At 69.3% G+C, this 20,443-nt stretch carries 22 protein-coding genes and 1 tRNA gene; 4 read left to right on the top strand and 19 right to left on the bottom strand.

Annotated features, from left to right (window positions below):
• Window positions 1-2: 2 nt before the first annotated feature.
• The 12 genes from OH802_RS13910 to OH802_RS13855 are packed head-to-tail and all read right to left on the bottom strand — an operon-like array spanning window position 3 to window position 6,240.
• The gene (locus OH802_RS13910; protein ID WP_406028847.1) at window positions 3-338 is read right to left on the bottom strand and encodes a gas vesicle protein K; all 336 of its coding nucleotides are present in this window, start codon (window positions 336-338) and stop codon (window positions 3-5) included.
• Window positions 335-967 carry a GvpL/GvpF family gas vesicle protein gene (locus OH802_RS13905; protein WP_406028845.1) on the bottom strand — a complete coding sequence of 211 codons (633 nt, stop codon included), beginning with the start codon at window positions 965-967 and terminating at the stop codon, window positions 335-337. Before OH802_RS13905 ends, OH802_RS13910 begins: the two co-directional genes overlap by 4 nt.
• Window positions 964-1,161, bottom strand: coding sequence for a gas vesicle protein GvpJ (gene gvpJ, locus OH802_RS13900; protein ID WP_378732647.1), 198 nt, complete (start codon window positions 1,159-1,161; stop codon window positions 964-966). The genes OH802_RS13905 and gvpJ (OH802_RS13900) overlap by 4 nt, the downstream gene beginning before the upstream one ends.
• On the bottom strand, window positions 1,158-1,961 hold the full coding sequence (locus OH802_RS13895) for a GvpL/GvpF family gas vesicle protein (RefSeq protein ID WP_406028843.1): 804 nt from the start codon (window positions 1,959-1,961) through the stop codon (window positions 1,158-1,160). The genes gvpJ (OH802_RS13900) and OH802_RS13895 overlap by 4 nt, the downstream gene beginning before the upstream one ends.
• Window positions 1,948-2,310, bottom strand: coding sequence for a gas vesicle protein (locus OH802_RS13890; protein WP_406028841.1), 363 nt, complete (start codon window positions 2,308-2,310; stop codon window positions 1,948-1,950). The genes OH802_RS13895 and OH802_RS13890 overlap by 14 nt, the downstream gene beginning before the upstream one ends.
• Window positions 2,307-2,579, bottom strand: a complete 273-nt coding sequence (locus tag OH802_RS13885) for a gas vesicle protein (RefSeq protein ID WP_350664872.1) — start codon at window positions 2,577-2,579, stop codon at window positions 2,307-2,309. Before OH802_RS13885 ends, OH802_RS13890 begins: the two co-directional genes overlap by 4 nt.
• Entirely contained in the window at window positions 2,572-2,808 is a 237-nt protein-coding gene (locus tag OH802_RS13880; RefSeq protein ID WP_406028838.1) for a gas vesicle protein GvpG, read from the bottom strand. Before OH802_RS13880 ends, OH802_RS13885 begins: the two co-directional genes overlap by 8 nt.
• Window positions 2,799-3,548, bottom strand: coding sequence for a GvpL/GvpF family gas vesicle protein (locus tag OH802_RS13875; protein WP_406028836.1), 750 nt, complete (start codon window positions 3,546-3,548; stop codon window positions 2,799-2,801). Before OH802_RS13875 ends, OH802_RS13880 begins: the two co-directional genes overlap by 10 nt.
• Before the next feature lie 2 nt (window positions 3,549-3,550).
• Window positions 3,551-4,009, bottom strand: coding sequence for a gas vesicle protein GvpJ (gene gvpJ, locus OH802_RS13870; RefSeq protein WP_406028834.1), 459 nt, complete (start codon window positions 4,007-4,009; stop codon window positions 3,551-3,553).
• Between the two features lie 3 nt (window positions 4,010-4,012).
• Window positions 4,013-4,267, bottom strand: a complete 255-nt coding sequence (locus OH802_RS13865; protein ID WP_406028832.1) for a hypothetical protein — start codon at window positions 4,265-4,267, stop codon at window positions 4,013-4,015.
• 2 nt (window positions 4,268-4,269) lie between these two features.
• A complete protein-coding gene (locus tag OH802_RS13860) occupies window positions 4,270-5,568 on the bottom strand; it encodes an SRPBCC family protein (RefSeq protein WP_406028830.1) in 1,299 nt (432 codons plus the stop codon).
• 3 nt (window positions 5,569-5,571) lie between these two features.
• Window positions 5,572-6,240: a hypothetical protein gene (locus tag OH802_RS13855; protein ID WP_406028828.1), complete on the bottom strand. Its 669-nt coding sequence runs from the start codon at window positions 6,238-6,240 to the stop codon at window positions 5,572-5,574.
• A 151-nt stretch (window positions 6,241-6,391) separates the two neighbouring features.
• Here OH802_RS13855 and OH802_RS13850 point away from each other — a divergent pair, with 151 nt between their 5' ends.
• The 3 genes from OH802_RS13850 (at window position 6,392) to OH802_RS13840 (ending at window position 9,911) form a co-directional block, all read left to right on the top strand.
• A complete protein-coding gene (locus OH802_RS13850; protein WP_406028826.1) occupies window positions 6,392-7,660 on the top strand; it encodes a helix-turn-helix domain-containing protein in 1,269 nt (422 codons plus the stop codon).
• An 89-nt stretch (window positions 7,661-7,749) separates the two neighbouring features.
• A complete protein-coding gene (locus OH802_RS13845) occupies window positions 7,750-9,753 on the top strand; it encodes a fatty acid desaturase (RefSeq protein ID WP_406028824.1) in 2,004 nt (667 codons plus the stop codon).
• 81 nt (window positions 9,754-9,834) lie between these two features.
• Window positions 9,835-9,911, top strand: a tRNA-Ile gene (locus OH802_RS13840).
• On the opposite strand, the gene OH802_RS13835 is transcribed toward OH802_RS13840, so the two are convergent.
• The 5 genes from OH802_RS13835 to OH802_RS13815 all read right to left on the bottom strand — a co-directional run bounded on the left by OH802_RS13835 (window position 9,906) and on the right by OH802_RS13815 (window position 15,871).
• Window positions 9,906-10,868 (bottom strand): GNAT family N-acetyltransferase, encoded by a 963-nt coding sequence (locus OH802_RS13835; protein ID WP_406028822.1) that lies wholly within the window; start codon window positions 10,866-10,868, stop codon window positions 9,906-9,908. The two genes, OH802_RS13840 and OH802_RS13835, sit on opposite strands and share 6 nt — an antisense overlap.
• A 68-nt stretch (window positions 10,869-10,936) precedes the next feature.
• A complete protein-coding gene (locus OH802_RS13830) occupies window positions 10,937-13,216 on the bottom strand; it encodes a transglycosylase domain-containing protein (protein WP_406028820.1) in 2,280 nt (759 codons plus the stop codon).
• A 185-nt stretch (window positions 13,217-13,401) separates the two neighbouring features.
• On the bottom strand, window positions 13,402-13,827 hold the full coding sequence (locus OH802_RS13825; protein ID WP_406028818.1) for a ribonuclease domain-containing protein: 426 nt from the start codon (window positions 13,825-13,827) through the stop codon (window positions 13,402-13,404).
• A gap of 110 nt (window positions 13,828-13,937) precedes the next feature.
• Complete coding sequence (locus OH802_RS13820; RefSeq protein ID WP_406028816.1) at window positions 13,938-14,591, bottom strand: response regulator; 654 nt, start codon at window positions 14,589-14,591, stop codon at window positions 13,938-13,940.
• A complete protein-coding gene (locus tag OH802_RS13815; RefSeq protein ID WP_406028814.1) occupies window positions 14,588-15,871 on the bottom strand; it encodes a sensor histidine kinase in 1,284 nt (427 codons plus the stop codon). Before OH802_RS13815 ends, OH802_RS13820 begins: the two co-directional genes overlap by 4 nt.
• Before the next feature lie 118 nt (window positions 15,872-15,989).
• Between OH802_RS13815 and OH802_RS13810 the strand changes: the two genes are divergently transcribed.
• Complete coding sequence (locus OH802_RS13810) at window positions 15,990-16,742, top strand: GAP family protein (RefSeq protein WP_406028812.1); 753 nt, start codon at window positions 15,990-15,992, stop codon at window positions 16,740-16,742.
• Window positions 16,743-16,745: 3 nt separating this feature from the next.
• Here OH802_RS13810 and OH802_RS13805 read toward each other — a convergent pair whose 3' ends face one another.
• Both OH802_RS13805 and OH802_RS13800 read right to left on the bottom strand, forming a co-directional pair.
• Window positions 16,746-17,591, bottom strand: coding sequence for a hypothetical protein (locus OH802_RS13805; protein ID WP_406028810.1), 846 nt, complete (start codon window positions 17,589-17,591; stop codon window positions 16,746-16,748).
• Between the two features lie 31 nt (window positions 17,592-17,622).
• On the bottom strand, window positions 17,623-20,391 hold the full coding sequence (locus OH802_RS13800; protein ID WP_406028808.1) for a family 78 glycoside hydrolase catalytic domain: 2,769 nt from the start codon (window positions 20,389-20,391) through the stop codon (window positions 17,623-17,625).
• Between the last annotated feature and the right edge of the window lie 52 nt (window positions 20,392-20,443).

Genomic DNA, 20,443 nt, shown 5'->3' with positions numbered 1-20,443 from the left:
CCTCAGAGGAGCTTTCCCAACGGACCCAGGTCGATGTTGAGATCCTCCGGGGTGAGCCCGAAGTGGTCACGCAACTCCGTCATCTTCTCGTCCAGCAGCATCAGGGTCTGACCCAGCCGCTCGATGTCCTCGTCGCTCAGGCCTCCCGCATCCACGCGGCGGATCGCCTGGCGCTCCATCAGCTGCCGGAGCAGCTCGACGAGGGTGAGCACGAGCTGTACGAGCCCCTTCTCGACGGATTCCGGATCCGCATCGATGCGTCTGCTCAGGGCGGAGGGCAGGTCGGTCTCCCCGTCCAGGTCCAGAGGCCATGGATCTGCCTTGTCGGACCGCGTCACGGGCTCTCCTCCTGACAGAAGCTGAACGGTGGCCACGGGCCGGTGACCGTCACTCCGGGCCGGCTCTCGCCCCAGGTTCGGATGGCTGCCCGGGCAGCCTCCACGTGCTCGTCTGGAAGCAGGACCGACAGCCGTGCCTCCTGCGGACGGATCGACGTGAGCTTCGTGATCTCGGAGGCGTAGGGAGCGAGCAACGCCCGCAGCTCCGCGGCCTCGGCGTCATGCTGCTTCAGCTCCTTCGCGCGCCGGCGGAGATAGTCCGAACCCGTCTGCTCGTCCTTGACACGTTCGGGGACACGTTCGGGCAGCGGGAGGTGGACGATGCACTCGCTGCATCCGGTCACGGCGGCGATCCGGTCGGTCCACTCGCTCTCGCGCTCCGCGACCAGCTGGTCCAGCTCATCGCTGTCGCTCACGACGGTCCCGAAGCGCATCGGCAGCACGGGGACGTACGACCACAGCTGGTGGAGCGCTCGTCCGAACCCGAGCAGCTCGTGCATCGACCGCTCGGGTGGCTGCGTTCTCGGTTCGACGAAGACGGTGAGCCCGCGGGAGCGGTGTGCTTGCAGCGGGGTGTCGACCGTTTCGTCTGCGCTGTCTCTGGCTGCCACGGCGTAGAGGAGCATCATGGCTGCCTCCCGGACCCGGGTAGCGAAACCCTGTGGGCCGGGGCGAGAACCAGGCGCAGGCCGAGGTAGACGAGGTCGACCCCGGCGAGCGAGAGGACGATGTCGCCGCCCACCACGACGCCGCCGTCGATCAGGCGGTCGACGAGGTCGACGAGCGAGGTCTCGTCGAGTGCAGGGGAACGCTCGAGCGTCATGACACCACCCCGCTCAGGTCCTCGTCGTGCGGCTCTTCCGCACCGACGAAGCTGTAGGGCGGCCACGGTCCGGTCACCTCGATACGCATGGCGGCGGTGTCGACCAGATGGTGGTGGAGCTCTTCGGCAAGGCTGAGGAATCGCTGTTCCTCGTCCCGCGCCACGAGGTAGGCGCTGTTGAGCAGCATCGGCTCGTCTCGGCCGGTGACGGCAGCGTCGAGAGGGGCGCGCACGACGCTCGCGGCCGTGCCGCGAGCCAGCGCCTCATGGGTCTGCGTGACGGCGACCTCGCGCCGTCCGCGTTCGGTGTTGCGGACGTCCTGTTGCGACCGGCGCCATTCGAGGTATTCACGGCCGCTGCGGGGCGCCGGCTTCTCCGGCGCGGCAGGAGCCGAGGTCGGGAAGATCTGGAGCGACCATTCGACGCGACCGGCCAAGAGCTGCCAGGCGTGTTCGAGGCGGGCGCGACTCGACTCCAGCGCGGCGATCAACGCCTCGTCGCTCGGGTAGATCCCCGGGAGCTGCAGGGGCAGTACGTCCCCATGCTCGACCAGGTGCTGGAGCACGTCGTGATGGGCCGAGGCGACGGGAGTGAGCCAGCTCGTGTCCTCCCCGTGCTCTGCCCAGGCGGTCTCTCCGAAGGACTCCGCGGGCAGATCGCTGACGACGATCTCGAGGTCGTGGAACGCGACAGTGCGTACCCTCGAATCCGCGATGCCGCGGTCGGGCAGGGAAAGCGGCCCATCGCCCGGAACCAGTCCGTACGCGTGGACCACTGTGGTCGGGTCAGCGGCGTTCACGGCTCGTTTCACCTTCGACGATCTCGGTCTGGCTGCCGACGCTGCGCTCGAGCGCCTCCAGGCGCCGGCGGAGGTCGAGCTCCTCGTCCTGCTTCTGCTCGTCCTCGAGGTTGCTGACGAACGGGTCGCCCTCCCACCAGTTGATGCCCATCTCGCGGGCCTTGTCGACGGAGGCCACCATGAGTCGCACCTTGATGGTGAGCAGCTCGATGTCGAGCAGCCGGACCTGGATGTCACCGACGATGACGATGCCCTTGTCGAGGACGCGCTCGAGCACGTCGGCGAGGCTCTCGGGTGAGGACTGGGGCCGGTTGCTGACGAACATCGGTGAGCGCTGAGTCTCGGTCATCGATCCTCCACTTGGGCTCGGACGTAGCGGTGGACACGGCGATAGCCCGTGATCTCGCCGTCCGGGTCGACCGTCACCTCGTAGGAGGCAAGGACATCGGTCGTCTCCGGGACTCGTTCCAGCTCGAGGATGTCCGCGTTGACGACCCAACCGTCGTCGTCGCGACGGATTGCCGTCACGCCCTCGGCGGGACATCCCACGAGCGCCTCGAGCTCTTCGAGCACATGCTCGGCGATCGAGGACAGGGTGGGTTTGCTGGGCTCATTCATGCCAGCCTCCGGCCATCAGGCGCTGCACGAGAACCTCCTCGAGATCGGCCGCCTCCTCCTCGGTCAGCAGGCCCGCCTCCCGGCGGGCATCGACATCCTCGAGCGCGGCTTGGATCGTGGCCGGGTCGAAGTACTGGCTCTCGGCCTCTTCGCGGATCTGCTCTGCCACCCAGACCACACCTCGCACGGGCGCGATGGGCAGGGTCAGCAACTGCGTGATCAGGCCCATGCGAGCTCTCCCGACGAGGCGGCGTCGAGAAATGCGTACGGCGGCTGCGGACCGACGTACCGAAGCGACGCCAGCGGCGCCAGGTCCTCGCGCAGCGTGGTCACCGTCGCGTCGACCTCGCTCTGCCGGTCGCGCTCGACCAGCAGGAAGATCTCGGCCGCCTGCAGGGCACCGCGGACCTCGCCGAGGGAGACGGCACGGGCGGTCGGGGCCAGCCGATCAACGACGCCGTCACCGACCCCGACCCGTAGGACGTCGAGCGCGGCCGCGATGGCCTCGCCCAGGCGTACCTCCGCCGAATGCCGCTCCTGCGGGCTCGCCCGCCGGACCTCGTCGCGCAGCGCGACGAGGTCCGGGTCCCGACGCAGCGCCTCCCTGAGCGCTTCCTGCTCGATCAGGTCGACCGAGACGGTGAGCTGCAGCAGGCCGTCGAACCGTTCCAGGAGCGGGCGGATCTCGTCACCGCGGCTCTCGATCAGCTCGTGGCGCACTGTGTCGTCGTCCGGCATCTCCACGCCGAACTGCATGGGCAGCACCGTCCCGAGGGTGGCCACCGCCTCGAGCGTATGAGCGTGTGCCATCAGGTCCTCGCGCAGCACGCGCGAGTCGGCATCCACGTCGCTGACGAGCACCCGAAGGCCGTCGCCGTCGATGTGGCGCAGTGGACGTTTCGACCGTCCCTTTCGGTCCGCGGGGATCGTGACCGATGTGTCCGTGACTCCGTAGATGTGGACAGGCACGGTCAGTCCTCCTTCTCCTTGGTCTGTCTGGATGTGCTCTTGCGGGGGCGGCGGGCGGGCTGCTTGCGACCCTTGTCCTCGTCCTCTTCGTCGTCGGCGTTCTTGTCGGAGTCCTCGTCGTCGCTGCCGAGAATGCTCCCCAGCTTCTCCTTGGCTCCTTCGATCGCGCCGGAGGTCTTGCCCTTGGCCCCGGACTCGGTCACCCCCTCGATCAGCTCCGGGATGCCGTGCGTCTGGGTGTCGGTGAGGTCCAGCCGATTCACCGCCTCGGCGAAGCGCAGGTAGGTGTCGACGCTGGCGATCACGATGCGTGCGTCGATCGTCAGCAGCTCGATGCCGACGAGCGAGACGCGCACGTAGATGTCGATCACCAGACCCTTGTCGAGGATCGTGTCGATGACGTCGGCGAGGCTGCTCGGCGCCGGGCGGTCGAGGTACCGGTTCTGCTGGGTGATGGTCATGACTCAGTCGCTTTCTGCCGGGGTGCCGGCGGGCACGGGTTGCTCGGCCCGCTTCAGTACGTGCTTGCGGATGTGGGCCCGGTTGGCGCCGAGCGACCTCGCCAGGCCGGATTTCCCGCACCCGACGAAGTAGCCGATGCACCAGTCGAGCTGCTGCAAGGCGTCCTCGGTGGCGGTCCGATAGCGATCGACCTCCACCATGAGCTCCTCGACGTCGCGCTCGAGCTCCTGGATACGGCGTTCGTCGTCATCGGCCATGGTCAGGATGCCTTCGTGGAGGAGCCGGAAGACGTACGCCTGCTCGTGCTCTGCTTGCTGGCGCTCTGCTTGCGCGGGCTCCGCTTGCTCGCGCTCTGCTTGCTCGCGCTCTGCTTCGTCGGGCGCCGCGTGCTCGTGGTCTTCTTGGCCGCCGGCTTATTGGCAGCGGTCTTCTTCGCAGCGGTCTTCTTGGCTGCCGGCTTCTTGGCCGCGGTCTTCTTGGCGGTCGTCTTCTTCGCCTGCGGTTTGTCACCGGACGACCCGTTCCCGGAAGACCTGTTGTTGGAGGACCCGTTGCCCGGCGTGCTGCCCGACGACTTCTCGGACCTCCGGGAGCTGCTCGCCGTACGGGCCTTCGTCTTCCCGCTCTGCTCCCGACTCTTCTCCGAGCTGTTCTTCTGCCCGTTCTCCGTGCCCTCGCCGGAACCGTCGTCCACGACCTCCTTGTCGTGGATCTCGCCCGTCCACCCCTCGATCTCGTCGCGGTGGAGAAGCGTGTGGTTGGCCACATGACGCCGGAAGTGCTTCATCTCCAGGCGAACTCGACGCCCCTGGGCCCGCCAGAGGTTCCCGGTGTGCTCGAAGAGGCCCTTCGGGTAGTACTCGAGCGAGACCAGGATCCGGGTCAGGTTCGGCGCGAGCTCGTGGAAGGTGACGGCGCCGTCGACGCGGCCCTTCTCGCTCTCGCTCTTCCACACGATGTGCTCGTTCGGGACCTGGTCGAGGATGGTGGCCTTCCACGTGCGGTGGGACCAGAACACCTGGGCCTGCCAGGTGACGACCTCGTCCTCCTCCTGCGTGACGTTCTCGACCTTCTTCGTGAACGACGGGAAGTCCTCGAACTGGGTCCACTGCTCGTAGGCGACGTCCCGACTGACGGGTACGTCGACCGTCTCGACGATGTTGGTCACCTTGAGCTTCTTGCCGGAGGACTGTTCGCTCTTGTTGAGACTGCCCGATACCTTGTCAACGGTGTCCTTGACCTGAGTCGCCGTGTCCTTGACCTGGGCGGCGGTGTTCTTCACCTTGCCGACCGGTGCCGTGACCTTGTCGACGGCCGCCTTCGCCCCCGCCTTCACAGTCGAGCCACCCTTGGAAGCCTTCGAAGGGACACCGTCGGCGAAGCCGGTCAGTCGGTCAGTGAGCCCCTCGACGCCGCTGCCCAGCTTGCTCAGGCTCCGCTTCCCGAAGGCGCGGCTGATGCCCAGGGCCTCCTTACGCAGCCGATCGATGGGTAACTGCGACAAAAGACCCGAGTCCTCCGTGTCGGCAGCCGCTTTCTTGCGAATCTGTTCCGTCATGACTCAGGCACCTCCTGTCGGCGCTGCTGCGCGCCGACGACGGGAGCTCCGCGCGCGCCGGCGCGGCTTCTCCTCTTCGTCGTCCTCGTCCTGCTGGTCCGCCTCGTCCTCGGGCGCGTCCTCGTCTTCGTACTCGTCCTCGGGCTCTTCCTCCGCTTCTTCGTCGTCCTCGGGCTCTTCCTCGGCCTCGTCCTCAGGCTCGTCCTCGTACTCGTCCTCAGGCTCCTCACCCTCGGCCTCGTCTTCGGGCTCTTCCTCGGCCTCGTCTTCGGCCTCGTCTTCGTACTCGTCCTCGGGTTCTTCGTCCTCCGGAACCTCGTCGGTGTCCTCGTCGGTTTCCTGGTCGGCGGCCTCATCGGATGACGACGCGCCCCAGAGCGTGCTCCGTTCGTGCAACCGATCGCTGAGCTTGTCGATCTGGACCGCGGCCGCGGCGACCGCGGCTGCCTTACCAGCCTCGACGAGCTTTCCGCTGACCTGCTGTCCGAGCTTCTGTACGTCGGGCGAGCCGCCAAGGCTCTGAGTACCGATCTTCAGCATCTCGAGACTGCGGTCGCGAACGGCGCTGTTGCTGAGCGCCGAGGCAACGACCACAGCCAGTCGAAGTTTCTTGAATCGCCCGAGCACATAGCCAGCCGCTACAGCGGCTCCCACGCGCGTGGTGACAGACATGTTCGTGCTCCCTCCTCGGACGGCCCTCCACCATCCATTACCCCGGGCGGTACCCGATGTGACGCGGGCCATACCTTGGTCCCCGGAAGAGGGCGCGCAGTGTCCACCGACAGCGAGGGTTGAGCACCTGAACGCTCGGTAGTCTCCGGACATGGGTGTCAGCGCGGGACAACAGGAAGACCTGCCCGAGTCGGTCGTGGTCGAGCTGCGCCGTACCGCTGCCGAGCTGTTGGGTGACGTGGCGTCGTACGCCGATGACATGCTCGCCTACATCCTCGAGCGGATCCCGGAGGCGAGCGCTGATGACGAGCTCCGTGGCCTGACGCTGGGGTCGTGCTCCTCGAACCTCGAGGCCGCGTTGTCGATGGTGCGGCACGGTATCGACGTCAGCGCCGCCTCAGCGCCAGTCACTGCTCTCGAGCATGCTCGCGCGATGGCCGCGCGCGGCTACAGCGTCGACGTGATGCTGCGCTTCTACCGGATCGGCCACGCCTACTTCAGTGAGCGGATCCTGGCCGGGATCACCGACTTCGTGCAGGCCCCGGCTCTTGCCCTGGCGGTGGTGTCCTACCTGGAGCGCTACGCGTTCGCGTACGTCGACCGCATCTCCAGTGAGGTCGCCGCCGAGTACGTCGCCGAGCTCGACCGGATCCAGAGCCAGGCCCGTGCGGCCCGGACGGATGCGGTCCGCACCTTGATCGCCGGCGGACGGATCGACCTGCGCCGCGCGGAGCGCACCCTGTCCCACCGGCTCACCGGATGGCAGACTGCCTTCGTCTGCTGGACCGGCAGCGACGACGTCGATCTCGCGCGTGTGGGTGAGGCGGTCGGGGCACACCTCGGTTCCTCTCATCCCCTGCTCGTCCCGGACGGCGCTCGGGCGCTGTGGGGCTGGGTCTCCACGACTGGTGCTCCTGCCATCGCGGCAACGGACCTCAGGCCTCTGGCCGGGAAGATCCCGGACACGGTCCGGGTCACGCTCGGCACGCCGGCGCAGGGTGCCCCCGGCTTCCGAGACTCCCATGTCCAGGCGCAGCGCGGCCGGCGGATCATCGAGCTCGCGGGTCGCGGAGCAGCGGTTTCGACGTACGCCGAGCTGGCGCTCGTGGACACGATGAGCGGCGACCTCGACCTGACCCGCGCGTTCGTCGCGACCGAGCTCGGTGGGCTTGCGGTCGCTGGTCGCCGGGAGGAGGAAGAACGGCGGGCGCTGCTCGCGGTGCTCGACGCACAGGGTGGACTGGCGGCCGCGGCTGACGAGCTCGGCGTACACCGCAACACCGTGCTGCAGCGCGTCCGCCGGGCCGAGGAACGACGCGGGCTTCCAGCGACCGAGCGCATTGCCGAGCTGCATGCCGCGTTGCGTCTGGTCGGTGTGCTGGGCCCGCTCGTGCTCGCACCGGAGCCTGACCAGGCCTGACCGGGCACTGACCCGGATGTGCTGCGCGCACATCGACATGGGCTCGGCACCTCTCGCGGGGTGCGGCTCTCCGTTCGTACGTTTCGAGCATGTCAACTACGACGGAGCAACCCGCAGCCACCCGCCACGCGCTCCCCGACCCGGGTGAGAAGGTCCCGACGATCTCCTGGCCCATCGTGGGCATCTTCTCCGGCGCGATCGCGGTCTTCGCGATCTCGACCTGGGCGGCGTTGGCCGAGCGTCTTCCCGTCCCCGTGACGGTCCTGCTCAGTGCGGCGGCGATCTTCGTGCTGTTCACTGTGCTGCACGATGCCGCGCACTACTCGATCAGCACCCATCGCTGGGTCAACGTGGCCTTCGGCCGGGTCGCGATGCTCTTCGTCTCGCCGCTGATCTCGTTCCGGTCGTTCGCGTTCATCCACATCGAGCACCACCGCAACACCAACGATGACGACAACGACCCCGACCACTTCGTCAGTGGCGCTCCGTGGTGGCAGGTCCCGTTCCGGTTCCCGCTGATGGACGTGCCGTACCTGTCCTTCCTGGCGCGCAATGTTCGGCGTCGTCCGCGAGCAGAGGTGCTGGAGACGGTCTTCCTGATGAGCACGACGATCGCCGTGATCGTCGCCGCGGGCTTCACCGGACATCTGTGGACGCTGGCGGTCCTGTATCTGATCCCCGAGCGGCTCGCGATGTTCGTGCTGGCCTGGTGGTTCGACTGGCTGCCTCACCACGACCTGGAGGACACCCAGCAGCAGAACCGCTACCGCGCCACTCGCAACCGGGTCGGCTCAGAGTGGGTCCTGACTCCCCTGCTCCTCTCGCAGAACTACCACCTCGTCCACCACCTGCATCCCTCGATCCCGTTCTACCGCTACGTCGCGGCCTGGCGCCGCAACGAGGAGGCCTACCTCGAGCGGGACGCCGCGATCGGCACCGTCTTCGGTCATCAGCTCGACGCGGACGAGTACCGCGAGTGGAAGGCGCTGAACGGCAAGATGGCGCGGCTCCTCCCGGTGCGGATGCCGAGGCGGTCCTCCGCTCGTGCCGCGGAGTTCCATCCGGTCCCGGTCGCCGGCGTCGAGCGACTGACCCACGACAGCGTGCTGATCCGCTTCGACGTGCCTGACGACCTGCGCGAGAAGTTCTCCTTCGAGCCCGGTCAGCACGTCACGGTTCGGACCGACCTCGGCGGGGAAGGCGTACGTCGCAACTACTCCATCTGCTCCTCGGCCACCTCCGACACCCTGGAGATCGCCGTCAAGCACATCCCGGGTGGGGCCTTCTCCACCTTCGCGATGGAGCAACTGGAGGCCGGGGACACTCTCGAGCTGATGACCCCGACAGGTTCGTTCGGGACAGCGGTCGATCCGCTCGCCGCCAAGATCTACGTGGCGATCGCCGCCGGCAGCGGCATCACCCCGGTCCTCTCGATCCTGCAGACGACGCTCGCCGTCGAGACCGAGAGCCGCTTCACCCTGATCTACGGCAACCAGGACGCGGACAGCACGATGTTCCGCGACGAGCTCGACGACCTCGAGGCGCGCTACGCCGACCGGCTCCGGATCATCCACGTACGCTCCCGCGACCCGCGCCACCCCGAACATCTGCGCGGTCGGATCGACCGCGCGAAGCTCGAACAGTGGCTCGGCTCCGAGTTGGCCGTGGCATCGGTGGACGAGTGGTTCCTATGTGGACCGGTCGAGATGGTGGCCGGCCTACGCGACCTGCTCCTCGAACGCGGCGCCGAGCCGGACCGCGTCCACGTCGAGCTCTTCCACGGTTACGCCAAGCCCCGGGTCGCCGACGGCTTCGCTCCGGCCACGGTCACCGTCGGCCTGCGCGGCCGCCAGCACGAGGTCTCCCTGGCAGCCGGCGACACGGTTCTCGAGGCCGCCTTGAAGGCCGGGCTCGAGGCGCCGTACGCCTGCCTCGGCGGAGCCTGCGGCACCTGCAAGGCCAAGGTGACGCTGGGGTCAGTCGCTATGGAGCAGAACTTCGCTCTCTCCTCGACCGACGTCGAGACCGGCCACGTGCTGACCTGCCAGTCCCGCCCGACCACGCCGGAGGTCACCGTCGACTACGACGCCTGAGCCATGGGCGGATGTCGAGCTGGAAGGTCTCGATCATCGCCGAGTGACCGATCCTCCGTACGCGCCCGCTAGGATCTGCGCGGGCCGTTAGCTCAGTCGGTTAGAGCAGAGGACTCATAATCCTTGGGTCGCGGGTTCGAGCCCCGCACGGCCTACCAACGATCGGTGCGCTGAACCTCGTGCATGAGCTCGATCTTGCGGAAGCCGAACTGCTTGTTGATGCGCTGCATCACGTCGTTGGACGGGTCGGTCCAGGTGTGGATGCTGGTGCGCTCGGGGTGATCCCGCTGGACGGCGGCGAGGGTGGCGACCTTGAGGGCGAGGCCGAGCTTGTGGCCGCGGTGGGCGGACTTGACGAAGGTGTCGTCCTGGATGGCCTCGTCGCTGCCGTGGGCCAGGAAGATGACCGAGTAGCCGACCAGCTCGCCGGTGAGGATCTCGCGGGCAGCGGCGGTGATGCGGTCGTAGGAGCGGGCGGTGCTCTTCTCGGCCGACCGGATCCGGTCGGCGGTGTGGGCGACCGAGTCCTCCTGGGACTTGCCCGGCATCTCCTTGCCCATCTGGTTGCGCAGGCCGACGAACTGGGCGAGCAGGTTCTCCGGCGTCCGGTCCTCCCACATCAGGAGCTCGTAGCCGAGCACGTTGAAGGGCTTGTGCGGCAGCGGGAGGTCCGCGGCGAGGTGGTCCTCGCGGCGTACGGACTTGAAGCCGAGCGCCCGCGCGAAGGCCAGGGACGACTTCGGGGGGATGGTCACCTCGGCGGTCGTCAGGGTGCGGCCGCTGGTGCGGCGTACGTCATCGGCGGCTCGCCACAGCTCGGTGCCGACCCCGCGCCAGCGGTGGACAGGGAGGACGTGGATGCCGAGCTCGACGACGTGGCTCCGCTCCTCCTCCGGGAGGTCGAGCTCGGCGATGCCGATCGTCTCGCCCTGCTCCTTCGCGGCGAGGAGTACGCGGCGGCCGTGGTCGTGCGGCATGCGCACGGAGTTGGCGAGCGCCTCGAACGTGCGATGCGACGCGTAGGGTCGATCGAAGGCCATCGATGCCGCCTCCACGGCGTACCAAGCCTTCAGAGCGGTGTCATCGTGGACGTCGACGGGGGCGATCACAGACACGGGCACTATCTAACCGTGTCGGGCAAGGTGGCGGGAAATGAGGTCCCTTCCTCAATGCCCCGAGCAACTCAGATCGGCCCCGGATCGTTCGGGCCCGGCTCCGTTGACGGATCGTCCGGATCGGGAGGACCCTGCGGATCGGTCGGTGTGGGGGTCGGCGTCGGAGTCGGGGTCGGCGTCGGCGTGGGGGTCGGCGTCGGAGTCGGGGACGGGGTCGGCTTCTTCGTCGGCTCCGGTTCGCCGGTGGGCTCCGGGTCAGGCGCAGGAGGTACGTACGGCGCGTGACCGGTCTCGGGGGCGTCGCCGTCGAGCCAGGCCGGGGCCGGGAACTCCTCGTAGTCGAGCTCGTCGGTCAGCGGGCCCATGATCTCGACCCAGGTGTCGGCCGGATAGTCGGCGCCGAAGTAGGTGTCGAGCCAGCCGTCGAGGGCGCCGCTGCCCTTGCCGCGGCTGTAGGAAACTGCGGTGGCGAGCTGCGGGGTATACCCGACGAACCAGGCCGAGGAGACCTCGTCCTTGTCGTTGGTCGCTGTGCCGGTCTTGCCCGCAGCAGGCTGGACGACCGCGCTCGCCGCCTGGCCGGTGCCGCTGGAGACGACTTGCTGGAGCGAATAGGAGGTGTCGGCCGCGACGTCCTCGCTCATCGCCCGCTTTCCCCTGGCGGAGTCGTCGCGCTCGTAGATGACGGTGCCGTCGGCGTCGACCACCTTGGAGACGACGTGGACGTCGTTATGTACGCCGCCGTTGGCGATCGTGGCGTAGGCGTTGGCCATGTTGATCGGGCTGGTTCGGTTCTTGCCGAGGGTGAGCAGGAAGTCCTCGGGACCGAAGTCGCCGGTGGTCATCGGGATGCCGGGGCGGGCCGGGTCGGCCTTCACCGGCGGGATGCCGGCCGCGAGCGCCATGTCGTAGACGTCCTCGCTGCCGTTGGGCAACGAGTCGGACATCTCGACGAAGGCGGTGTTGACCGATTCCTCCATGGCCTGGAGGCTGCTGATGCTGGACCCGTAGCTGTGACCGCTCGGGTTGGCGGCGTCCTGGCCCGAGTTGCGGATCGGGTGGCCGGGAAGGGCGTCGAACTCCTTGGGTGAGTTGCCGTCCCAGCTGTCTTTGAGCGAGTAGCCCGCCTTCAGCGCCGCGGCCATCGTGAACGCCTTCACCGTCGAGCCTGCCATCGAACCCGTCGCCGCCCAGTTGGTCTGTGACTCCAAGTAGTCCTGGCCGCCGTAGAAGCCCCGCAGCGCGCCGGTCCTCACATCGATGGTCGCCGCGCCGACGTGGAGCTCGTCGTCCTTCTTGTTCTCGTCCTCGATGAACGCCTTCTTGTCCTCCGGACGTACGTCGTCGACCGCCTCTTCGACGGTCTTCATCGTCTTCTTGGTCAGCGTGGTGGTGACCCGGAGCCCGCCGCCGTTGATCTCGTCCTCGGTGACCAGCGGGTTGCCCTGCTCGTCCTTGAGCTTGAGGAGCTCGTCGCGGACCAGCTTGAGCGCGTGACCCTTCTGCCCGCCGTAGCGGCTGTCGGAGCGCGGCTTCTTGAACTTCGGCAGCGACTCCTTGGCCTTCTCCCCGTCGGCGGCGTCGACCATGTCCATCTTGACCATCGAGTTGATGACGTAGCGGTAGCGGCCCTCGAGCTCGGCGACCGACTCCTCGCCGTTGCTCGGGTCGAGGTCGTTGGGGTCGTTGAGGATCGCGGCGAGTGCGGCGGCCTCCTGGAGGGTGAGCTTCGCGGCCGGCTTGTCGAAGTAGGCGTTCGACGCGGCCTCGACGCCGTAGGCGCCGCGGCCGAAGTAGATGGTGTTGAGGTAGCCCGCGAGGATGTCCTCCTTGGACTTCTGCCGGCTGATCTTCAGCGAGATGACCGCTTCCTTCACCTTGCGGGAGTAGGTGCGCTCCTGGGTGAGGTAGAGGTTCTTGACGTACTGCTGGGTGATCGTCGAGGCGCCGGACTCGGTGCCGCCGGTGTTGTTGTTGACCACCGCACGCAGGATGCCCTTGATGTCGATGCCGCTGTTGGTCCAGAAGGTGCGGTCCTCCGCGGCGACCGCGGCGTCCTTCATCAGCTGCGGGATCTCGTCATAGGGCAGCGAGTCGCGGTCCTGGGAGTCGGCGATGTAGCGCCCGAGCTCGTCCTTGCCGCCGCGGTAGTAGACGAAGGAGGTCTCCTTCTCGTACGCGGCGTTGGCGCTGGGGATCGGGATGGCGTTGTAGGCCACTATCACACCCAGGGTGCCGATCAGCGCGCCCACCAGAATCACGACGAAGAAGGCCTTCAGGACCTTCCTTCCGCGCTTCTTCTTCGGCTTCGGCGTGGGTGTGTAAGGCGGATTGCCCTGCCAGCTCAAGTTGTCCCCTCCCGCGGTCACAAACGTTCCTAGAGTACGGCGGGCCCCCAGGCCCGACGCGATCGTCGGCTCCGTGTCCAGGACGTTTCAGCGGGGTCTCAGGTTGCTCGAGACGTGGCGACGGGCCTCTGCCCTGGGCCGGCGATGCCGTGTCTGCCCAGGTCAGAGGCCCGTTGCGGGAACACTCAGACCAGGAAGTAGAAGGTGCTGTAGTGGTCGGGAGTGAAGTAGACATCACCCGTTGTGGTGTCGACCACGAGCCGGTAGGCCTGGCGCTGCGCACCGCATTCACGCGGGGTCACGTCGAACTCGAGGTAGGAGTGGCCCGAGGGCAGCTCGCCCTCGTAGTTGTTGTAGGTGCCGCCGGAGAAGTTGCAGGTGCCGGTCGGCGGCCAGTCGTGCCAGCCACGGTTGGACGGGTAGCCCAGCGAGGCCCAGACCTCGTTGGAGTCGAGGGCCTCGGCGCAGCCCTTGTGGGTGCAGCTCTCGACCCAGTCGGCCTGGGCGGCAGGGGCCAGCGCGACGCTCCCACCGAGCAGGCTGGTGGTGGCGACGAGACCTGCGAGGAGCAGCTTGATCATCGTGAGCACGGAGCGGTTCTTCCCGGACATGAATCCTCCAGTGTGTGCGTTACGGACGGTTGGTAATTCTGCTACCTGGCGCGTCCGGATGGGGGCTCCGAAGGTCACGAACCGGTGAACTCTGGGGTGTGAGCGCGTCTTCAGACGATGCCCGCCTCGCGGGCCACGATCGCAGCCTGGACCCGCGAGGCGACCCCGAGCTTCGCCAGGACGCGGGAGACGTGGGTCTTCGTGGTCGCCTCGGAGATCACCAGCCGCTGGGCGATGTCGGCGTTGGACAGGCCCTGTCCCAGGGCAGCGAGCACGTCCCTCTCCCGGGGTGTGAGGTCCGCGGGAAGAGGTACGCCGGGCGTGGCCGCCGGGGCGGATCGGTCCGGTGCGCCGGCGAGCTCTGCGAGCACCCGGCGGGTCACCTCCGGGGCGACCACACCGTCGCCCGCGGCGACGTGCCGGACCGCGTCGACCAAGTCGTTCGCCTCCGCCGACTTGAGCAGGAACCCGGCCGCGCCGGCGCGGAGGGCACCGAAGACGTACTCGTCCAGGTCGAAGGTGGTGAGCACGAGTACGTCGGCGAGCCCCTCCTCCACGACCTGGCGGGTCGCGGTCACGCCGTCGGTGCCGGGCATGCGTACGTCCATCAGCACGACGTCGGGGCGCAGAGCCCGCGCGTTGGCGACCGCGGTCGCGCCGTCGGCGGCCTCACCCACCACCTCGATGTCGCCGGCGGTGGCGAGCAGCATGCGCAGGCCGGCGCGGATGGCGGCGTGGTCGTCGGCGAGCAGGACGCGGATCATGCGCCCGCTCCCGGGAGCGGCAGGATCGACCGGACTCGCCAGCCGGGGCCGTGGGGTCCGGCCTCGAACGTGCCGCCGAGGGCTTCGGCGCGTTCGCGCATCGACACCAGCCCGGTGCCGGTGCCGGCCTCGGCCGCGGGCTCCTTCGCGGCGCCGGCATCGCTCACCTCGATCTCGAGGATGTCGCCGGGGATCAGACGCAGATGAGTGGTGCCGCCGCCGTGCTTGAGCACGTTGGTCAGGGACTCGCGCACGATCCGGTAGACGGCGTGGTCGACCGCGACCGGCAGCGCGAGGTCGGCACCGTCCAGGAGCCCGCCGGGGTCGTCGACCCGCAGCGCCAGGCCGGCCAGTCGCGCCTGCTCCAGGACGGGGCCGAGGTTGGCGGCGCGGGAGGCGGCGGTGAGGTCCTCGGCGTCGCCGGGTTCGCCGTCGGAGCGCAGGACGCGGATCATCGCGCGCATGTCGTCCAGCGAGGCCAGGCTCTCGGCCCGCACCGACCGCAGCGCCGCCCGGTCGCGTTCCGGGTCGTGCTCACCGGCCAGCGCCGCCCCCGAGGTCAGCGCGATGGCGGACAGGTGGGAGGCGACGACGTCGTGCAGGTCCCGGGCCACCGCGGAGCGCTCGGCCCGGACCGCGTCGTGCCGCTCGGCATCGGCCAGGCGCAGCAGCGCGGCGCTGCGTTCCCGCTCGAGCCGGGCCCGGTCGTCGGCGGCGTCGGCGAGCTCGCTGCCCTGGCGTACGTTGCTGCCCCACCACATCGGGGTGACGACGATCGCGAAGAGGGTGAGCGCGAGCACGACGGGGGTGCGTGGGTCCGAGGTGGCCGCGGCGGAGGCGACGACCGCGGCAGCGATGGCCACCGCGACGGCGACGGTGGCGATGCGTCGCGCCAGCGGCGATCCGTGCAGCTGGCCGGCGAAGAGCGCGTCCCAGAGCACCACCACCATCGCGATGCTGCCCCCGATCAGCAGATCTGCCCCGAAGCAGAGGGCGACGACGGTCTGCACCGCGAGCGGCCGGCGCCGCTTGAGCACGAGCGCACCTGCCGCGAGGGCGAGCGGGACGAGATGCCACCAGGTCGGCACGGTGTCCAGGTCGATGCCGAACGGGTGCAGGCCGCGTACGCCCCCGACCTGACCCAGGGCATGCAGCGCGAGACCGGCGGTGAGGACGACCACGGCGTCGAGCCAGGCCAGCCGGCGGTCCGCGGCGCGCAAGCTCGTGCCACCGCCGAGAAGCGCCGCGGGCAGCTGCTGCAGCAGGGTCGGGCGGTCCACGACACCATCTCAGCACGTACGCCGCCTCCCCGGGGTCATCCGAAGGATGTATCCCCGCGCCGAAGGATCACCGGTTCGGCCGACGCGCACGCGGCCGGCCGCACGCGAACCTCGGCACATGGACATCGACCTCGGCCCACTCACTGGTGATCTGGGCGGCACCGCGACGTACGTCGCACTGGCGGTGCTGGCGCTGATCGACTCGACCAGCTTCGGCACCCTGCTGATCCCGGTGTGGCTGCTGATGGCGCCCGGCCGAGTGCGGCCCGGGCGGATCCTGGTCTACCTGGGCGCGATCGCCGGCTTCTACGCGCTGCTCGGGATCGCGATCCTGCTGGGTGGCTCGGCCGTGGCCGATGCGCTCACCGGGCTGCGCGACTCGCGCCCGTTCCTGTGGGGACAGCTGATCGTCGGCGTCGGTCTCTTCGCATGGAGCTTCAAGCTGGACCCGCCCAGGTCGGCGAAGGGCCAGACCGAGGCGCCGGAACCGCCGCAACGCCTGCTCCGCTGGCGCGAGCGGGCGGTCGCCTCGGAGTCCGGATCGGCCTCGGCGCTCGCCGCGCTGGCGGTGCTCGCCGGGCTGGTCGAGGCCGCCTCGATGCTCCCCTACCTCGCCGCGATCGGGGTGATCGGGACCCAGGGGCCGGACTGGCCGGTGTCGGGGCTGTGGGTGCTCGGCTACTGCGCCGTGATGATCGCTCCGGCGCTCCTGCTCACCGCCGCGCGCGTCTTCGCCGCTCCCCTGGTGGCGCGACCGCTGGCTCTCCTCGACGGCTGGCTGGTCAAGCACGCCGCGAGCGCGACGGCGTGGGCCGTGGGCATCGTCGGGTTCCTGCTCGCCCGGGCCGCGCTCGGGCCGCTCTTCGGCTGAGCCTCACTCCCAGCCGCAGTAGCCGGGCAGGAAGTCGTAGAGGGCGGTCTTCTGCGCCTTGCTGAGCGGCAGGAAGTAGTTCGCGCCGTCCGGGACGTCGGGGCCGCCGACGTGGACGCGGAAGAGGCTGCCGACCTTGTCATCGGCCAGGGCGTGCGGGTCGCACCGGGCGGGCAGGACCCGCAGCTCCAGCGTGGTCGGCTCGCCCGTCATCGGAAGCGGGGTTGCTCGCGGCCAGGTCGGTGTCTCGGCCGCGAGCTGGAAGAGCACTGTGCCCTCCCAGCCGTCGAAGGTGACGTCCGGGAGAGCCTCGGTCGGGGCGAACGTGACCGGGAGGACGAAGACGCTCTGCTTGCCCTCGCCCTCGACCCGGGGCTCGCCGACGGTGATGTCGGCGGCCTCCGTCAGCCTGCGCTCGGCGCAGTCGCGGTCGAGGAGGCGGTCGACGTTGGCGTACCTGTCCTCGGCCTTGCCGGTGCTGGTGCGCCACTCCCCCGCCTCATCACCGGTCTCGCGCCAGGTGATGGTGAGGGCGGCGTCGCCGCCCTCGCCGCACTTCCCGCGGGGCATGTCGAAGTCGAAGTCCATCTCGGGGTCGACCGGTTCCGAGCCCGCCCATCGGGCCCGGAACCGGTCGCTGCTCACCTCGACGCGCGAGACCTCGATCGAGGTGCCGGTGTCGTTGACGAGGCGTACGAATGCCTCACCGGTGTTGCGCTGGAGCCGGGTCTGGTCGAGGTAGGCCGTCAGCCCGTCGGGCCAGGCCGTCTCGTGCGGCTCGCTCGTGCCGCAGGCGGCCAGGGTCGACCCGACCAGGAGACCCGCGGCGAGCACGGCGATTCGGCGCACTGCCGCAGGCTAGCGGAGTCACGGCACCTGTTCATGCCCCTTTCGTGAAGGTCCAGGCGCCGGAGCCGATCCGGTAGGAGGTGATGCCGTTCTCGGTCCCCAAGCGCTGCGGGGCGGTCCTGCCGGGGCCGGTGGCCAGGTAGGAGCCTTCGGGGAGGCGTACGACCGCGGTGACGTTGACCGGGATGGTGGCGCGGAGGGTGAGGCCGTCGGCGGTGCGGGTCCAGGCGGAGGCGACGCGGCCGCGCTGGGTGGCCACGGAGCCCTTGGCGTGGGTCAGGCCGGTGGCCGGGACGGTGAGCTCGACCTCGGCGGCGCCCGGGGCGGTGGTGCGGATGCCGAGCACCGACTCGGTGACGTCGACGATGCCGCGCGAGCCCCAACCGTGGGAGGCGCTGTTGGCGGAGCCGCTCAGCTCCCAGGCCTCGGGGGTGAAGGTGCCGCCGTCGGCGAGCCAGCCGGCCCAGCCGTAGTCGTCCTCGTTGGTCAGCAGGTTCAGGACGCTCTCGCCGGCACCTGCCTCGGCGAGGGCCTCGAGCAGCACGTGGGCGGTCATCGGGCCCTGCTTCATCCCCTGGGCGGCGATCTGCTCACCGAGCGTGGGGACGTCCTGCTGCGGTGCGACGCCGAAGGCGATGGCGTACGAGGTCGCGTGCTGTCCGGCATGGGCGGACTGGGTGCCGTCGGCGAGCAGGCCGTCGACGTAGGTCCCGTCGGTCTTGCGCAGTGTCTGGTTCATCCGCGTCGCGAGGGCGTCGGCGTCCGAGCGGAGCGCGGCGACCTCGGCTTCGGGGCGGTCCAGCTCGTCGCCGATCAGGGCGACCTTGCGGAGCACGTCGACGCCGAGCGCGTTGACCGTGGTCCTGGCGGCGGTGGTCATGTCGTAGCCGAAGCGGCCGTGGGCGGGCCAGTCGACGATGCCGTACAGGTACTGGCCGGAGCCGCCGGAGAGGTTGGTGACCAGACCCTGTGTCGGGCCGCTGGTGGCGATGTGGCGGCGGATGTAGCCGGCGGTGGCGGTGAGGTTGTCGTAGGCGTCCTCGAGGACGGCCTTGTCACCGGTCTCGAGGTAGTAGCGCCAGATCCAGTCGGGGACGACCTCGGTGAAGTCGGGGATGTCCCGCTTGCCGTCGCCGTTGGGGTAGACCGCGTTGTAGCGGCCGGCGTCGTTGCCGGTGGTCCAGTAGCGCTCCTGGCTGAGCAGGAACTCCCGGATCGCCTGGCGGGAGGCGACCCGCTCGCGCTGGGAGGACATCAGGCCGATCGAGATGTTGGCGGTGTCGTGCAGGAACTGGCCCTGCTCGCGCGTCGGGGTGTCGACGAAGGTCTCCTGGACGGAGTAGCGCAGCGAGCGGTCCATCAGGTCCCACACGTCGTCGAGGGTCGCGTCGGAGCTCTCGAAGGTGGCGGCGCCGTCCTCGTCGTACGCGGTGTGGACGACGGTCGCGGTCACGTCCTCGGCGGTGATCTCCTCCCCCGCGCCCGGGATCTCGAGGTAGCGGAAGCCGAGGTGGCCGACCGCCAGGTAGTCCTGCGCGCCCGCGGCCTGGGTGTAGGGGAAGGACATGTTGGTGCTCTGCGTCGAGAGGCCGGTGGTCGAGACCCGGCCGGTGTCGGCGAGCTCGTAGCCGGCCCGGATCGGGACCTGTCGCCCGGCCACTCCGTCCTCGAAGTGCACGCCGGGCCGAGCCGGGATGATCCTGCCGAAGTCGGCGACCGGGGTGCCGTCGGCGGCTTCGAGGATGCGCTCGGGGTGGACGACGGTCTCCTCGAGCCGGGTCTGCTGGCCCTCCAGGTGGGTGAACGGCGCCACCGGGTGCGCGCCGACCACCACGGCGCCGGACCACTGCGAGTCGTCGTAGCCGGGCGCGGTCCAGTCGCCGATCTGTTGGGCAGTCTGGCCGTCGAGGTGCTCGATCCACAGGCCCTCGCCGTTGCGGGTGCCGACCATGACGTACGGGCCGCGGCGGACCTTCCAGGAGCCGTCGGTGACGATCGTGGTCGTCTCACCGTCGGCGTAGGTGAGCTCGAGCTTCAGGAGTACGCCGGGGATGCCCGCGGCGCGGCCCTGGCCGCCGCTGAACCAGTGCAGCTTGAGGCCGAGGGCGAGGGTCTCGCCGGGCGTGACCAGGTCGGTGACGTCCGCGGCCTGGTAGTAGCCCTCGCTCGGGTAGCCGAAGTTGCTCATCCGGTCGGCCTGCTCGCCGCCGAGATAGAGCTCGGCGGTGTGGCTGGCGGCCAGGTAGCTGCGGGCGCTGACGATCCTGCCGTCCGGGACCTCGACCTCGGTGCGGGCCAGGGTCCACTCGTCGCGCTCCTGGGCGGGGTTGGTCGCGGTGCCCGGTGGTCGCCTGATCCAGCTCGCGCCGGCCCAGTCGCCGTCGCCGAGCCCGGTCTCGAAGGCAGCCCTCGCCGACCACCGTGACGGCAGCTTGCCGCGGTCCCAGGTCATCACCCGCCAGGTGTAGCGGCTGCCGGGCTCGAGGGTCTCGCCGGCGTAGTCGACGTAGGACTGCTGCGCGGAGGTGACCTTGCGGGAGTCCCAGACGATCTCACCGGCGGCGTCGCTTACCTCGATCTTGTAGGCGCTCTGCACCTCGTTGGCGTCGCTGTCCTGGGGCAGCCAGCCGAACCGTGGGGTCAGGTCGGTGTTGAGCGGTCGGGCGATGTCGTCGACGGTCAGACCGGCGGGTGAGCCGGGCGCGGTGTTGGCGGACGCGGCACCGGTCGGTGTCACTGCCGCCGCGAGGCTGGTGACGACCAGGGCGCTGGTGACGATCGCGGCCAGGCGGAGCTTCATGGGTTCCTCCGAGCGAGTTGATTCGTTGCTGTGGCCGGATCCGGGCACAGCC

The sequence above is a fragment of the Nocardioides sp. NBC_00850 genome (genome assembly GCF_045207335.1).
Classification (GTDB): domain Bacteria; phylum Actinomycetota; class Actinomycetes; order Propionibacteriales; family Nocardioidaceae; genus Nocardioides.
Note: the sequence above shows the minus strand (reverse complement) of the source record. Positions and strands in the feature narration are given on the sequence as shown.

Coding starts and splice junctions, on each gene's coding strand:
- OH802_RS13905 (WP_406028845.1), bottom strand. CDS start 967: ATGATGCTCCTCTACGCCGTGGCAGCCAGAGACAGCGCAGACGAAACG.
- gvpJ (WP_378732647.1), bottom strand. CDS start 1,161: ATGACGCTCGAGCGTTCCCCTGCACTCGACGAGACCTCGCTCGTCGAC.
- OH802_RS13890 (WP_406028841.1), bottom strand. CDS start 2,310: ATGACCGAGACTCAGCGCTCACCGATGTTCGTCAGCAACCGGCCCCAG.
- OH802_RS13885 (WP_350664872.1), bottom strand. CDS start 2,579: ATGAATGAGCCCAGCAAACCCACCCTGTCCTCGATCGCCGAGCATGTG.
- OH802_RS13880 (WP_406028838.1), bottom strand. CDS start 2,808: ATGGGCCTGATCACGCAGTTGCTGACCCTGCCCATCGCGCCCGTGCGA.
- gvpJ (WP_406028834.1), bottom strand. CDS start 4,009: ATGACCATCACCCAGCAGAACCGGTACCTCGACCGCCCGGCGCCGAGC.
- OH802_RS13865 (WP_406028832.1), bottom strand. CDS start 4,267: ATGGCCGATGACGACGAACGCCGTATCCAGGAGCTCGAGCGCGACGTC.
- OH802_RS13860 (WP_406028830.1), bottom strand. CDS start 5,568: ATGACGGAACAGATTCGCAAGAAAGCGGCTGCCGACACGGAGGACTCG.
- OH802_RS13855 (WP_406028828.1), bottom strand. CDS start 6,240: ATGTCTGTCACCACGCGCGTGGGAGCCGCTGTAGCGGCTGGCTATGTG.
- OH802_RS13850 (WP_406028826.1), top strand. CDS start 6,392: ATGGGTGTCAGCGCGGGACAACAGGAAGACCTGCCCGAGTCGGTCGTG.
- OH802_RS13845 (WP_406028824.1), top strand. CDS start 7,750: ATGTCAACTACGACGGAGCAACCCGCAGCCACCCGCCACGCGCTCCCC.
- OH802_RS13825 (WP_406028818.1), bottom strand. CDS start 13,827: ATGTCCGGGAAGAACCGCTCCGTGCTCACGATGATCAAGCTGCTCCTC.
- OH802_RS13820 (WP_406028816.1), bottom strand. CDS start 14,591: ATGATCCGCGTCCTGCTCGCCGACGACCACGCCGCCATCCGCGCCGGC.
- OH802_RS13810 (WP_406028812.1), top strand. CDS start 15,990: ATGGACATCGACCTCGGCCCACTCACTGGTGATCTGGGCGGCACCGCG.
- OH802_RS13800 (WP_406028808.1), bottom strand. CDS start 20,391: ATGAAGCTCCGCCTGGCCGCGATCGTCACCAGCGCCCTGGTCGTCACC.